At 72.0% G+C, this 13,358-nt stretch carries 11 protein-coding genes and 1 pseudogene; all 12 read right to left on the bottom strand.

Annotated elements, in window-relative coordinates:
* Positions 1-29: 29 nt before the first annotated feature.
* Positions 30-896: pseudogene (locus D6270_RS33990) on the bottom strand (condensation domain-containing protein); the annotation flags it as partial.
* Complete coding sequence (locus D6270_RS33995) at positions 830-1,144, bottom strand: phosphopantetheine-binding protein (RefSeq protein WP_158650511.1); 315 nt, start codon at positions 1,142-1,144, stop codon at positions 830-832. The pseudogene D6270_RS33990 and the gene D6270_RS33995, both read right to left, overlap by 67 nt.
* On the bottom strand, positions 1,030-3,525 hold the full coding sequence (locus D6270_RS13535) for a non-ribosomal peptide synthetase (RefSeq protein ID WP_151414675.1): 2,496 nt from the start codon (positions 3,523-3,525) through the stop codon (positions 1,030-1,032). Before D6270_RS13535 ends, D6270_RS33995 begins: the two co-directional genes overlap by 115 nt.
* A gap of 85 nt (positions 3,526-3,610) precedes the next feature.
* A complete protein-coding gene (locus D6270_RS13540) occupies positions 3,611-4,750 on the bottom strand; it encodes a zinc-binding dehydrogenase (RefSeq protein WP_204117122.1) in 1,140 nt (379 codons plus the stop codon).
* Positions 4,747-5,559: a phytanoyl-CoA dioxygenase family protein gene (locus D6270_RS13545; RefSeq protein WP_109165161.1), complete on the bottom strand. Its 813-nt coding sequence runs from the start codon at positions 5,557-5,559 to the stop codon at positions 4,747-4,749. Before D6270_RS13545 ends, D6270_RS13540 begins: the two co-directional genes overlap by 4 nt.
* 28 nt (positions 5,560-5,587) lie before the next feature.
* The gene (locus D6270_RS13550) at positions 5,588-6,415 is read right to left on the bottom strand and encodes a 2OG-Fe(II)-dependent halogenase WelO5 family protein (RefSeq protein WP_109165160.1); all 828 of its coding nucleotides are present in this window, start codon (positions 6,413-6,415) and stop codon (positions 5,588-5,590) included.
* Positions 6,408-6,629: an MbtH family protein gene (locus tag D6270_RS13555; protein ID WP_109165159.1), complete on the bottom strand. Its 222-nt coding sequence runs from the start codon at positions 6,627-6,629 to the stop codon at positions 6,408-6,410. The genes D6270_RS13550 and D6270_RS13555 overlap by 8 nt, the downstream gene beginning before the upstream one ends.
* A complete protein-coding gene (locus D6270_RS13560; RefSeq protein ID WP_109165158.1) occupies positions 6,622-8,742 on the bottom strand; it encodes a SidA/IucD/PvdA family monooxygenase in 2,121 nt (706 codons plus the stop codon). Before D6270_RS13560 ends, D6270_RS13555 begins: the two co-directional genes overlap by 8 nt.
* Positions 8,743-8,858: 116 nt before the next feature.
* Positions 8,859-9,971 (bottom strand): DUF6421 family protein, encoded by a 1,113-nt coding sequence (locus D6270_RS13565; RefSeq protein ID WP_109165157.1) that lies wholly within the window; start codon positions 9,969-9,971, stop codon positions 8,859-8,861.
* A 192-nt stretch (positions 9,972-10,163) separates the two neighbouring features.
* The gene (locus tag D6270_RS13570) at positions 10,164-11,198 is read right to left on the bottom strand and encodes a ParB/RepB/Spo0J family partition protein (protein ID WP_158650512.1); all 1,035 of its coding nucleotides are present in this window, start codon (positions 11,196-11,198) and stop codon (positions 10,164-10,166) included.
* A gap of 96 nt (positions 11,199-11,294) precedes the next feature.
* Complete coding sequence (locus D6270_RS13575) at positions 11,295-11,588, bottom strand: hypothetical protein (protein WP_109165155.1); 294 nt, start codon at positions 11,586-11,588, stop codon at positions 11,295-11,297.
* Positions 11,589-11,601: 13 nt separating this feature from the next.
* Positions 11,602-11,787 carry a hypothetical protein gene (locus tag D6270_RS13580; protein WP_109165154.1) on the bottom strand — a complete coding sequence of 62 codons (186 nt, stop codon included), beginning with the start codon at positions 11,785-11,787 and terminating at the stop codon, positions 11,602-11,604.
* Between the last annotated feature and the right edge of the window lie 1,571 nt (positions 11,788-13,358).

Here is a 13,358-nt window from a genome sequence, read left to right on the forward strand (position 1 = left end):
GCGAAGTCCGGCCCGCCCGAGGCGTCCACGCGCAGCACCAGCGTCCGTACGAAGAGGCCGACCAGCCCGTCCAGGGCCGGATCGCCGCGGTCGGAGACGGCCGCCGCGAGCACGATGTCCTCGCCCGCGCCCCGCTCGGCCAGCAGCGCGGCCAGGGCGGCGTGGACCACGGTGAAGGTCGTGGTCCGGCTCCGCTGCGCGTAGGCGCGTACGGCCCGGTGGAGCGGGATGTCCACGGTGACCGGGACGGCTCCGCCGGCGCCCGTGCGGACCGGGGGCCGTTCGCGGTCCAGGGGCAGCGGGACGGCGGCGGGCAGACCGGCGAGGCGCTTCTCCCAGTAGCGCCGCTGCCCGCCGAGCAGCCCCGCCCCGGAGGACGGCCCGTCCCCCTCGAACAGGTCGCGCTGCCACGCGGCGAAGTCGGCGTACTGCACCGGCAGTTCGTCCCACCGGGGTGGGTGACCGCCGGTGCGGGCGCCGTACGCGGTCGCCAGGTCGCGCAGGAACGGCCCGAGCGAGGCGCCGTCGCAGGCGATGTGGTGCAGGACGACCAGCAGCAGATGGTCCTCCGGCGCCAGCCGGAACAGGGTGGCCCGCACCGGCAGGTCCGCGGCGAGGTCGAAGGGGACCCGGGCGGCCTCCCGCACCGCCGCGTCCAGGGCCTGCGGCTCCACGGCGACCTCGTCCAGCCGGGGCCGGGCGGCCTCCCCCTCCAGCACCCGCTGCCGCACCTGCCCGTCCACCGCGTCCAGCACCGTGCGCAGCACGTGGTGGCGTCCGGCCACGTCCGCCAGGGCCTCGCGCAGTGCGGCGGGGTCCGGGCGGCCGGTCAGCCGCAGGGCGTACGGCTCGTTGTACTGCGGCCCCGCGCCCTCCAGCTGGTCCAGGACCCACAGGCTCTGCTGGGCGAAGGAGGCGGGCGCGTCCCCGGGGCGGTGCGCGGGGTGACGGGCGGGCGGGCCGGCTCCACCCGGCTCAGCAGGGCGGCCAGTTCGGCGACGGACGGGTTGCTCAGCACCTCCCCCAGGCTCAACTCGGCCTGGAACTCCTTGCGTACGCGGACGGTGAGGTCGGCGGCGAGGAGGGAGTGCCCGCCGATGTCGTAGAGGTTGTCGTGGACGCCGACCGCGGGCAGGCCCAGCACCTCGGCGAAGATCCGGGCGAGCCGCTCCTCCTGGCCGGTGCGCGGCCGGTCCTCCTCACCGGGCCCGGCGAACACCGGCTCGGGCAGCGCGGCCCGGTCCACCTTGCCGTTGGAGTTGAGCGGGAGGACGGGGACCACGGTGAAGGAGGCCGGGACCATCGCGGCGGCAGGGTGCGGCGCAGCTCCGCGCGGACGGCGGCGCCCAGCGTCGCGGTGTCCGCGTCCGGGGCGGGCACCAGATAGGCGTCGATGCGCCGGGCGGCCGCGTCCCCCGCGGTGACCAGGACCGTGTCCCGGACGCCGGGGGCCTGCCGCAACGCCGCCTCGATCTCGCCGAGTTCGACGCGTACGCCCCGGATCTTGACCTGGTGGTCGGTGCGGCCCAGGTAGACGACGGCCCCGTCGGGGCGGCGGCGCACCAGATCGCCGGTGCGGTACATCCGGGAGCCGGGCGGGCCCCACGGGCAGGGCAGGAACCGGTCGGCGGTCAGGTCCGGGCGGCCCGCGTACCCCCGGGCGAGGCAGACCCCGGAGACGTACAGCTCCCCCGCCACCCCGGTGGGGACCAGCCGCAGCGCCTCGTCCAGCACATACAGCGAGGTGTTCCAGACCGGCAGCCCGACCGGCGGGGCGGTGGCGGGCCAGGACGCCACGTGGGCGGGGGCGGCCCAGGAGGTGACGGCGTGCGTCTCGGTCGGCCCGTAGTGGTTGTGCAGCCGGCGGCCGGGGCGCAGCCGGAAGAACTGCCGTACGGCGTCGCTCAGTACGAGCGCCTCTCCGGCCTGGGCTACCTGGACGAGGGCGGGCAGGGTGCGGCCCTGCTCCAGGGCGGCGCGGCAGACCAGCTCGATCACCACGTTGGGGGCGAACAGGTCGGTGACCCCGTGCTCCTGGAGCCATGGCGCCAGGTCCTGGGGGCTGCGGCGCACATCCTCGGGGACGATGGCGAGCGCCGCCCCGGAGAGCAGGGCCGCCAGCATCTCCTGCACGGAGATGTCGAAGCTGACGGAGGTGAACTGGACGGTCACCCGGCCCGGCCCGCTAGGCAGTTCGTCCAGGTGCCAGGCCATCAGGTTGGCCAGCGCCTCCCGGGTCATCACGACGCCCTTGGGGCGGCCGGTGGAGCCGGAGGTGTACAGCAGGTAGGCGGGGGTCGCACCGGTGACGGGGGCGGCGAGATCAGCGGCGGACAGGTCGTGCGCCGCGTACCCGGCGCAGACCGAGAGCTCCTGGTCGACGAGGAGCGGCGGCGCCTTCGCGTCCTCGGCGAGCCGGGCGCCGGCGGCGTCGGTGAGCACGACGGCGGGCCGGGCGTCCTCCAGCATCATCGTGACGCGGGCGGGCGGGAGTTCGGTGTCGACGGGCATATAGGTGGCGCCGCTCTTCAGCACCGCGAGGAAGGCGATCACCGCCTCCGCCGAGCGCGGCAGCACGACGGCGACGGCCCGCTCGGCGCCCGCGCCCGCCGCGACCAGCGCCCGCGCGAGCCGGTTGGCCCGGGCGTCGACCTCGGCGTACGTCAGCCGGCGTGGGCCGTCCACGACGGCCACCTCACCGCCGCTCAGCCGTACCCGCTCCGCGAACCAGCGCTCCACCCCGCCCTCCGGCACCGCCCCGGCCGCCCCCTCACCGATCAGCCCGGACGCTTCGCCCGGCAGCAGGCAGTCGACGGTGTCGAGGCGGGCCCCGGGCTCCCGCACCAGCCGGGCCAGAACCCGGGCGAGGCGGTCGCAGAGCCGTTGGGCGTCGTGGTGGCCGAGCACGGCCGGGGAGTGGGTGAGCCGCAGCCGCGCGGGTCCGGTGCCCCCCGGGGCCGTAAGCAGCGAGAACCAGAGCGCCCCGCCGTGGCCGGGCGGCGGGGTCCCGTCCGGGGCCACCCCGACCTGGAAGAGGGGCAGGCCCGGGGTGGCGCGGTCGGCGTTGACCGCGGCGGCCAGCTCCTCGTGGGGCACCCCGTCCTGGCCCGCGGCGGCCCGCTCCTGGGCGGCGGTGGCCGCCAGCAGCGAGCGGAAGGTGTCCGCCGTGGAGGTGGCGAGGCGGAGCACCCGGACCCCGGCCCGGGTGTCCGGCCCGGCGCTGCCCAGCGGGAGGTCGGTGCCGCACCGCAGCAGGGTGAGGAGCCCGGCCGCTCCGGCCAGCAGCGCCGTGCCGGGGGTGGTGCCCTCGGCCTCGGCCAGGGCGCTCAGGCCCTCGGCGACGCGGGCGTCCAGCGGGGTCTGGGCCGTGACCGTCCGCGCCGCCCCGGGGCCCTCGGCCCGGCGCAGGCCCGGCAGGTCGGTCCGCTCCGGCAGGCCGGCCAGGGTCTCCCGCCAGTCGGGGGGCGGAGCGTCCCGGGCCGGGAGCGGGGCCGGGGAGGGGGGCAGGGTGGGCTGGGTCGCCATGGAATCGTTCCCTCGTTCCGGGCCGCGGCACCGCGCCGCGGCCATGGGTGGGCTGCGTTGGGGTGGGGTCCGGCGGGGCGCCGGTTCAGCCGGCGAGTACGGCCTTCATGACGGACCCGGCGGCGACGTCCGCCAGCGCCCGGGCGTTCTCCTCCAGCGGGTAGGTGGTCACCAGCCGCGCCAGGTCGAACCGGGCCACCAGGGCGGGCAGCAGGCCGACGTACTGCACCAGGTGCGCCCCGGTGAAGGCCCAGGAGCCGACGACGTCCAGCTGCCGGTGGACGATTTGGTGCGGGTTGATCGTCGTGTCACCGCTGTCGGTGTACTGGCCGACGACCAGATACGAGCCGCCGCGCCGGGCGAGGCGCAGCCCCTGGTCGATGGCCGCGGGCACCCCGGTCGCCTCGATGACCAGGTCCGCGCCGCGGCCCCCGGTCAGGGCGAGGACCTCGGCGAGTACGGCCCCGGGGTCGTCCGCGCCGGCGATGTCGAGGTGGTGGTCGGCGATGCCGATCTCCGCGGCGGCGCGCAGCCGCTGCTCCGGTCCGCCGACGAGGATCACCCGTGCGGCGCCGGAGAGCTGGGCGAGGGCGGCGGCGGCCAGTCCGACCGGGCCGCTGCCCTGGACCACGACGGTCTCCCCGACGCGGACGGGACGGCGCTCGTGGAGGGCGTGGACCATGGTGGGTCCGGCGCAGGCGAAGGCCATCGCGGCGACGGGGTCGACCCCGTCGGGGACCTTGACCACCGTCGTACCGGCGCGCAGGCAGATGTACTCCGCCCAGGACCCCGAGAGGCCCGGCTCCTGGTCCGTGGGGCGGTTGACCCCGTAGGTGCGGCGGTTCTCGCAGAGGGTGGGCTCGCGGTGGATGCGGCAGGGGACGCAGGCGCCGCAGGCGATGGACGAGGCCCACATGACCTGGTCGCCGACGCGGAGCGGGGTGCCGTTGACGTCGGTGGCCGCCCCGGGGTCCAGCTCGTGGACCGTGCCGAGCCCCTCGTGGCCCAGGACCAGCGGGGTGGGCACCTCCAGGTGGCCCTGGGCCAGGTGGAGATCGGTGCCGCAGACCCCGCCGTACCGGCCGGCCACGATCATCCCGCCCTCGGGCGCGGCGGGGACGGGCAGCTTCCACAGCTCCAGGGGCCGGCCGAACCCCGTCAGGACGACCGCACGCGCCTCGCCGCCACCACCGGCCTCGCCACCGGGCCTCGCCTCGCCGCTCACACCAGCACCTCCATCGTGGTGGCGGTCTCCTGGCCGGACATCTCCAGGGGGGCGGTATCCCGCCCGACCACGTAGGCGGGCCGGGGCTCGCCCAGCGGCACGGGCACATTGGTGACGTCGTTGTAGGTCACGATGAGCAGCCGCCTCGGGAAGGGGGCCATGTTGGAGGCGGAGCCGTGCACGATCTCGGGGTCGAAGAGGACGACGGAGCCGGCCGGGCCCTTGGCGCTGATCAGGCCGTGCCGGTCGACCAGGGCGGTCATGTCGGCGGCGGTGAGGGAGATGTCCTCGGGGTCGACGTGCTGGTCGGAGGCGGCGGAAGCGGCCGTGCGGCCCTTCTTGACCAGCCCGTCGCGGTGGGAGCCTGGGCAGAAGATGACCGGCCCGTTGAACTCGGTGACGTCGTCGAGGAAGACGCCGACGTTCACCAGCCGGGGCGCCGCCAGGTTGTCGGCCATCTGCCAGGCCGCGAAGTCCTGGTGCCAGGACCAGCCGGCCCCGGCGAAGGGCGCCTTGGAGTTGATCTTGAACTGGTAGATGTACGCCTCGCTGTCGAGGAGCTGGCGCACCGGTCCGAGCACCCGCGGGGAGCGGATCAGGCCGGCGAACTCGCTCTGGCGTACGTGGGAGGCGTAGACGGCCCGGACCTCCTCGCCGTCCTGTTCCAGGACCCGGTGCTCGCCCGGTATCCGGGAGTCCCGCCGGAACGCCTCCTGGAAGGCCACCGCCTCCTCGGGGCTGAACAGCTGGTCGAGTATCAGATAGCCGTGGGTCCGGAAGTGGCGCACCTGTTCTTGGCTGAGCTGCATGTCATCACTCTGCTCATCGGTAGAAGTGTCAGGACCAGATCTGGAGCGGGCCGCGGCCGGTCACGCCCAGGAAGAAGGAGAGGCTGACCCGCCGCCCCTCGCCGCCGATCGCGTTGACGGCGTGCAGGTTGCGGGAGTCGAAGATCACGACGTCACCCGTCTGCGGACTCGCGACCGCGACCGGCTCGTCCTCGACGACCTTCTCGTCGTATCCGTAGCCGTCGCGGTGGATCTCGTCGGCCGGCCGCCAGCGGCGCCGGTACACCCGGGTCTCGCCGCCCTCCTCGGGCATGGAGAGGTACCAGTTCAGGGTGAGGAAACTGGCCGGGGTCTCGTCCACGATGCCGGGGAACTCCCGGACGATCTCGTCGAAGTGGAGCTTGGCCCCGTTGGCGATCTCGCGGATCATGCCCGCGAACATCTCGCGCCCCCGCGACCTGGCGGGCTCCACCTCACCGCCCCACCCCCGGGCGACCCGGGCCACGGCCACGTCCATCGGGTCGTTGCCCCCGTACAGCTTGCTCCGCAGCCGCCGGGCCTCGTCGGCGTCCTCCCAGTAGGCATCGGTCAGCGTATGGGCACCGTAGTAGTCGTACGCGGCCGGCCCGATCTTGGCGATCGGCGGGAAGATCAGGTTCTGGTCGTACTCCCCGAACTCCCGCCGGTCCAGGCCCTCCATGATGGCCGCGCACTCCTCGGGCGAGGAGAAGCCCCGGATGCGTACGGCCCCGAGCACGCCGACCGCGAGCCGCAGGATGTGGTCGCGGGTCAGCTCGTCGGCGGTCTCGGAGTCGAACAGGGTGAAGATCGGCGAGGCGTTGGAGCTGATGTCCTGGTCAACCACCGTCTCAGCCATGCTGCTGCTCCTCCATGAACGTCCGCAGGCTGAGCGGCCGCATATCGGTCCACAGCTCCTCGATCCGCTCCAGGCACACCTCCCGGGAGCCGGGCTCGCCCACCGGGTCCCAGCCCAGGGGGAGTTCGCGGTCGGCACGCCAGAGCGAGAACTGCTCCTCGTGGTTGCGGACCACGAGGTAACGCTCCTGTGCGGTCTCGGTGGTGTCACTCATGAACGCCTCCTATGGCGAGGGGGGAGAGCGGACGGCCGGCGAGGTCCCGCGGGTCGTCCTCGGTGATCAGGCTGAGCCCCACGACGTACTCGATGAAGTCCCGCTCGCCGCGCTCGGTGGCACGGGCCAGCGCGACGGCGGCGTGGCGGCGGTCGGTCTCGTCGCGGTCCTGGGAGAGCTTGAACCGCCCGACCAGCTCCTCGACCTCGAACTCGAACCCGACGATGGAGCCGATGATGCGGTCGATGCGCGGGTCGTCGGCGGCGAGGCGGTTGTCGGGCTGGGAGCGCTCGGCGATCCCGATGAGCCCGCGCACCAGGGCGTCCCGGTCCCGGACCGCGCGGACCCGGCCGCGGACGTGGACGGACATGGAGTTCCAGGTGGGCAGCGGGTCGCTCTCGAAGACACCCGGCGGCATATAGGCGTTGGGGCCGTGGAAGACGGCGAGCATGTGCCGCCCGTCGATCAGCTCGGCGTGCTCGTTGCCCCGGTCCAGATGGCCGAAGAGCACCCCGGCGGCGCCGCGCGAGCGGTCCAGGATCAGCGGCAGATGGGTGGCGAACGGCTCGTCGCCGGAGCGCGCGGAGATGAGGGTGGCGAACCGGAAGCGCTCCATGAGCCCGTAGAGCTTCTCCCGGTCGTGCTCCAGGTACCACCTGGGCGGGTAGACCGACGAGGGGACCGGGCCGTGCGGGGAGGTGGAGACCACACCACTGCCGTACGGGGACATCACCGGGCACCCGCCGACACCCGCGGCCGGCACCCGGTCGGCGATGTCCTCCACGATCTCCTGGGAGCGGAAGGGCAGCAGCGACAGCAGGGTGTCGCCCAGGCCGAACTGCGCCTCGCCGAAGCCCTGGAGATAGAGCCCGGCACGCAACTCGGGGGACGTACGGGCCCGGTAGTGACGCGAGAGGGCGATGCCTCCCGCGTCCTCGCTCTCCCCGGGGGTGAGGTGGGGCAGCACATCGCTGAAGACGGCCGGATCCAGTGACCGGTCGTACCCGGTGGCCAGCACCACGCCGTCGCAGCGCAGAGACTCCTCGGGCCCTTCGTCCAGGCGCTGTTGGAGGTCCAGGCGCCGCTGGAGGGTGACGGCCAGCGCGTCCCCGTCCTCGCGCACCTCGGAGAGGCGGGAGAAGGGGTGGATGTGCAGCCGCTTGCGGCCCTTGACCTGGTCCAGGTAGTCGGTGTTGAAGAGCCGCTCCAGCAGGTCTTCCCGGACCACCCCGTAGTTGGCCGCCCGCAGCCGGCCCGAGACGGCGGCACGCTGCTCCGGCCTCATCCGGTAGAAGGCGTCGGCGTTGCCGGAGTAGAACTGCTCGTTGACGAAGGGGCTGTTGTCGGTCGGCAGGAGGGTGTAGCCGGAGACGACGACATGCACCTCGGCCCGGTCGTAGTGGTCCAGCAGGTACTCGCCGATCTCGCCCGCGCTCTGTCCGCCGCCCACCACGACGAAGCGGTACGCCCCGTCGTGGTCCTTGAACTGGCCGGGGAAGCGGGTGAGGAACTCGCTGGAGTGCACGACCGAGGGCACCTCGGCCACCCCGGCCGTGCGGGTGGGCGGGCGCCCGCCGCCCGCGTGCACCACGTTGCGGGCGTAGTGGACGCTGCGCCGCCCGGTGGCGACGTCCTCGGTCTCGACCCGGAAGAGCGACAGGTCGCCCCCGTCCGGGCCCTGCACCGGGGTCACCCGGTCGACCTGGCTGCCGAAGCGGACCTGGTCGGCGAAGTCCTGGGCCACCCACTTCAGGTAGTCGTCGTACTCGATCCGGGTCGGCCGGGACTCGTTGAGGTTCACGAACCGCTCCAGCCGGCCCTTGGCCTTGGTGTACTGGAGGAACGAGTAGGGGCTGGACGGATTGCGCAGCGAAACCAGGTCCTTGAGGAACGAGATCTGCATCCGGGCGCCGTCGATGAGCATCCCCGGGTGCCACGCCACGGTGTCCTGGCGCTCCACGAAGAGGCAGGACAGCGGCAGCTTCTGTTCCCGCGCGCACACGGCGAGAGCAAGGTTGGAGGGCCCGAATCCGATGCCCAGGAGATCGTAGGGGCGTTCTGTGGTCGTGCCCACCGGATCGTCGTCGGGGTGGGTCGCGTGCGCGTTTCTCACAAGTACTCCTCGTAGAACACTTCGCTCTTACGCAGGGCCATATCCCGATAATGCCCGTACCGGTCGTCCACGGTGATCGACTGTCCTGCTCGGTCGAACAACGCGGCTGTGAACCCCTAGACGCCGAGCCGGGCCTTGACCTCCGCGAAATACGGAATGTGCCGGTAGTCCCGGGCCTCGGCGTCGTAGTCCGTGTACCGGTTGGTGAAGTCGAGGAGGCGCTTCTTCACGGCTTCCACCGGCTCCTGGTGGATATGGGCCTCGATGCTCTCGATCTCCGAGAGGAAGTCCCGCAGGACGCCGGGCAGTTTCGGCGTGAGACGGATACGCCCCTCGCCCAGCTGAATTCCCCCGTGCCCTTCCAGGAAATTGAAGAGCAGCTGGGAGGCGACGGCGTCGTAGTTGGGGCGCGGGATGCCCTCGACCGCGTACCGCAGCAGCCGCTCGGAGAGGATGAACTCGTAGGCGGCCACCGCCTCAGCGCGCGGCAGCTGCGTGTCGTGCAGGCAGGCGAGCATCCCCGACACGTCGACGCGCAGCTCCTCCAGGCCCGCCAGCGGCTTGAGCTTCTTGGCGGAGAGGAACTCCGGGATCGGCATGTCGCCGTGGCGGTGGTGGTACTCGTGCAGCCGCACCCACCAGGACGAGGCCTGTTCGATCTTGGCGTCCGGGGCGCCCTGGATCATCGGGAAGCTGCCCGGCTCCATCACCTCGTCGATGAGCAGCCGCGTGATCTGGTTGTGGCGCTCGACGAACTTGTTGATGAAGTAGAAGATCAGGTCGTCCGGCCGCTGGATGCCGTCGATGTGGTTCTCCGGGAAGAGCGCCACCACCACCCGGGAGCCGAAGCCGGTGGTCAGCCCGGTGATGTTGACGGGCATGGTGTTGCTCGCGTACCGCTCCGCCAGATAGGGGTCGGTCGGCAGCGTCGCGTACGTCAGGTAGTCGAGGTTGAGCCGGGGGAAGTAGGAGGCGTCGAACAGCGAGAAGATGTGGTTGTCCCGCCGGGTGTTGATGTGCGCCTTGGTCGCTTCCAGCCGCTTTCCCGGTTCGTACACATCGAGGTCCTCCAGGAACGCGCGGACCGCCGGACGGCTCCGCAGGACACGGCTGGAGGAGAGCTTCCGGGAAAGCTCCTTGAGTTCCACCCCGTCCCGCCGGGATTTACGCTCGGGAAGTCCCGCACGTATGGCCTCCACTTCGGCGAAGACCTCGGTCATGTCATCCATGGAATGTCCTTCCGAGAGTGCACCCCAGAGGTCTTCTGAAGTGATCCGTGGAATGGTTGATGGATCTACCCGGCGCGTAGGTGTGCACGCGGGGATTCGGCGCTCCCGGGCGCGCGTCCCCGCGCGCGACACAGGCACGGCTTCCGCGAACACGACACGGGCCCGGGCATCGCGGCACACGGACGGGCGCCGTCAGCAGGCCTCGCGGTTGCGCTCCTCCAGCGCGGCGGCGAACTCGCCCCAGGCGTGCGCGTACTCACGGGCCAGCGCGGCGACCGAGTCGATGTTGTGCGAGGGCACGCGCTCGACGATCCCGGGGCACTCGGCGACTCCGCGGCGGCATCCGTCGAGCCAGCGGATCAGCCGCCGGCCGATGTTGTTGTAGCGGATCGAGGGGTCCTTGGTCAGCGCCGCGATGATCGCCTCCGGGTCGGCCGGCTCCTCCCGCTCCGGCTCGGGCCTGGCCGGCGGGGCCACCGCCCGCTCCGGCGCGGCCGGCTCCTGGGCCGGCGGCACCTGGCGGTGGCGGGGCACCGGCTCCTCGCCGGCCTGGAGGCGCTTGCGGACGTCATGGGCGGTCGAGGGGGAGACACCCGCCCGCTTGGCGATCTCACGGATCGAGGCGGACGGATCGCCCAGCAGCAGCTCGTACGCCTTCATCCGCCCGCTGGAGCCGTCGACCGGACGGGAGCGCCCGTCCTTGCCCACCCGGGTCCCGACCGGACCGGTCTGCGCGCTCAGCTGTCCGCGCACCCGCCCGATGGTCCCGGCCGACAGGCCGGTGAGCGAGGCGATCATGCGATTGGACCAGTACGGGTGGGAGGTGACCAGCCGTGCCGCCGCCACGGTGCGGTCGGCGCGGGAGAGCAGCAGCCCGCGGCCGTGCACCAAGTTCAGCCGGACCGCCAGAACGAACGCCTCGTCGGCGGTGCCGTCGAACATCACGGCGGCCACCTCCTGCCGGCCCTGGAGGACGGCGGCGCGCACCCGGTGGCTTCCGTCGATGACCTGCATGGTCCCGCTGTGCACGATGACCGGCGGCAGGGCCTCGCCGGCCGCGGCCAGCATCCGGCAGTGTTCGTCGTTGAGCCCGCCGGTACGCGGCGACCGGCCGAGCCGCAGGGACCGGACGGGGACCGATACCGTCGGCCCCCTGTCGAACTCCAGGGCGTCCGGGGCGAGCACGTCGACGGGTAGGGATTCCGGCAGATTGAGGGAAAGACTCACGTGATCCTCCGGGCACTGGAGCCGCGGTGACGGGGGCGACCTGGAACAGGTGGGTGCGTGGGGCACGGGATCGGCCGCGTCTCGTACGGCCGCCGCTCAACTCCGCCCGTGCCAGGGGTTGCAGGACTCCACGTGCCAGGCGTCGAGCGCGGGGACGAGCCGCACCACGCGCCGGCAGAGCGCGAGTCCCGAAGTCGTCGCGTCCCGCTCGGTCCTTCCCTGAAGGAAGAGGGTGACGGAGAGCCCTTGGGCGGAACGGGATATCCGTACGTGTTCCAGGCGGTCATGGTGTTGCGTGTGCGCCCAGAACGCATCGGTCAACGAAGCGCAGTCGATGCCCGGCTCCCGCCGGCCGTCGCGTGATTTCACGACGGCGACGACTGCGTACACGGCCGGCGGGCCGTCACTTTCCGACGACGCCCCACCCGAAGCCGTCGCCCCCCTCGTCGGAGGTTCCCGTCACCGACACGCTGACCTGCGAACCCGGCACGGTGGCGGCCGCGGCGGTGCCCCCCAGGGGCACGGTGACGGCGGCGAATGCGGCGACGCCGATGAGGGTACGAGCAGCGATGGAAACGGGATTCTTCACGGGGGAAGCCTTTCCGAAGAAGTGGATCGAAGGACTTCCCTTTTTCCGGGAATTCTCTTCGCTCTGTCTGTCCGGAAGAAATTCTGTCCCGCGCCGGTTCGGCTGTCTGTACCTGCCGCATTGCACAAAGAGGTCAGGCCGCGTGTGGCCGCTCGTGGCCACTCCCGATCAGGCCTCTCATCTCCTGTGTTGCCCCGCTGTCCCCAAGGTGCCATGCAGCATCGTGCCACCGGCCGGCCGCTGCGACAGCACCCCACAGCAGCTCGGCACGTGCCCGCATCCGCTAGGCTGTCCATGGTCGGACATCAGCCCGCCCTGCTCCGCGCACAGGCAGCGCCACGCGGAACAGCGCGAGCCGCCCGACCAGCGGGCTGGTCGACCTCGCCGAAGATCCACTCCAGGTCTTCTCCGAGGCCTCACCAGGCCCCGGCCTTCGTGGGATCTGTCGAAAACGCTCCAGGCCCAGGTCAGCGCCTTAACGCGGACGCCTCCGAAACGGGCCACCCGGGATTTCAAAACGCCCCCGGCTTGTACGCACGCACCCCAGCGCTGGGGTGCCCGCTGCGGGGACCGGCTCCAAGGCATCAGTACAGGACGCCGTCGTGCCATGCACCAATCGATAGCAGTTCGCGCTGCGCTGGCCGTAATGTGCGCTGCGTTGCATGCGCCTTTCCGCACGGTGGGCCCTGTCCTCGATGCACCCAGTAGTGCGGGACGCCGGTCTCGGGGTCCTTACGGAGCCTCATTGTGAGGTCCCGGTAGGCGGATGCCGCATCGATCAGATCGGTGGGGCGGGGGTGCCACAGGGAGGCGATCCAAGTCCTTCGCGAACCAGCCTTCCGCGGGCAACCCTATTGATTGCGGCCGTCACGAGCACGGCAGTGCCGGTATTCCACGCTCGGCGCATGGATGGTGAGCGGAGCCGGGAGTGATGAGGGCGCTCCAACTCAGACCCAAGGGGCCGACTCCGTCGGGAGTCGACCCCTTGGACCTTCAGCGGGGAGGCCCTACTCCGACAGGTTTCTCCATCGGCGGGACAGCACGTCGGCTCGGCGGACCGAGTCCAGTGCCAGGTCGTATCGGAGGTCCAGGCGCAGGCCGCTGTAGATCAGCTTCCGCTCGTGAAGCAACTCGGCGATCGGCGTGGGCTATTCCGGGACGTCGCACTCCGTGACGCTCTCCGCCAGCGACATCGCCCGGTCCGAGGGAGGCCACCTCGAAGTGCTTATTCCCGCGCTGGAGGAATTCCTGCCGCCGGTTGTCGCTCTGGCTAGCGAAGAAATCGGCCTTGTTGATCAGGATGGTGCCGCAGGCGGCCCGGGTGAACGCGTCGTCCAGCAGGTTAACGGCCCGTTCGGCGAACGACTCGGCGCGCGACCAGTCGTTCTGGTGCATTGCCCCCGGGCAAGCAGCCATGAAGTCAGATGGCGTCCCAGGCCCCTGGCGTTCTCGACGGCCCATCGCCGCTCGAGCCACTGGCATCCCAGTCCAGCATGTGCTGGTACTCCTAGAGCGTCACGTCGATGCGGATCGATGCCAGATCACGGTTGGTCTCGGGATCCACGGCCGTG

This window comes from Streptomyces griseus subsp. griseus (assembly GCF_003610995.1).
In the GTDB taxonomy this organism is placed as follows: Bacteria; Actinomycetota; Actinomycetes; order Streptomycetales; family Streptomycetaceae; genus Streptomyces.

Bases quoted from the DNA above. Each gene is read 5' to 3' on its own strand.
- D6270_RS13545 (WP_109165161.1), bottom strand. From the start codon at position 5,559: ATGCAGCTCAGCCAAGAACAGGTGCGCCACTTCCGGACCCACGGCTAT.
- D6270_RS13555 (WP_109165159.1), bottom strand. From the start codon at position 6,629: ATGAGTGACACCACCGAGACCGCACAGGAGCGTTACCTCGTGGTCCGC.
- D6270_RS13535 (WP_151414675.1), bottom strand. From the start codon at position 3,525: ATGGCGACCCAGCCCACCCTGCCCCCCTCCCCGGCCCCGCTCCCGGCC.
- D6270_RS13550 (WP_109165160.1), bottom strand. From the start codon at position 6,415: ATGGCTGAGACGGTGGTTGACCAGGACATCAGCTCCAACGCCTCGCCG.
- D6270_RS13565 (WP_109165157.1), bottom strand. From the start codon at position 9,971: ATGGATGACATGACCGAGGTCTTCGCCGAAGTGGAGGCCATACGTGCG.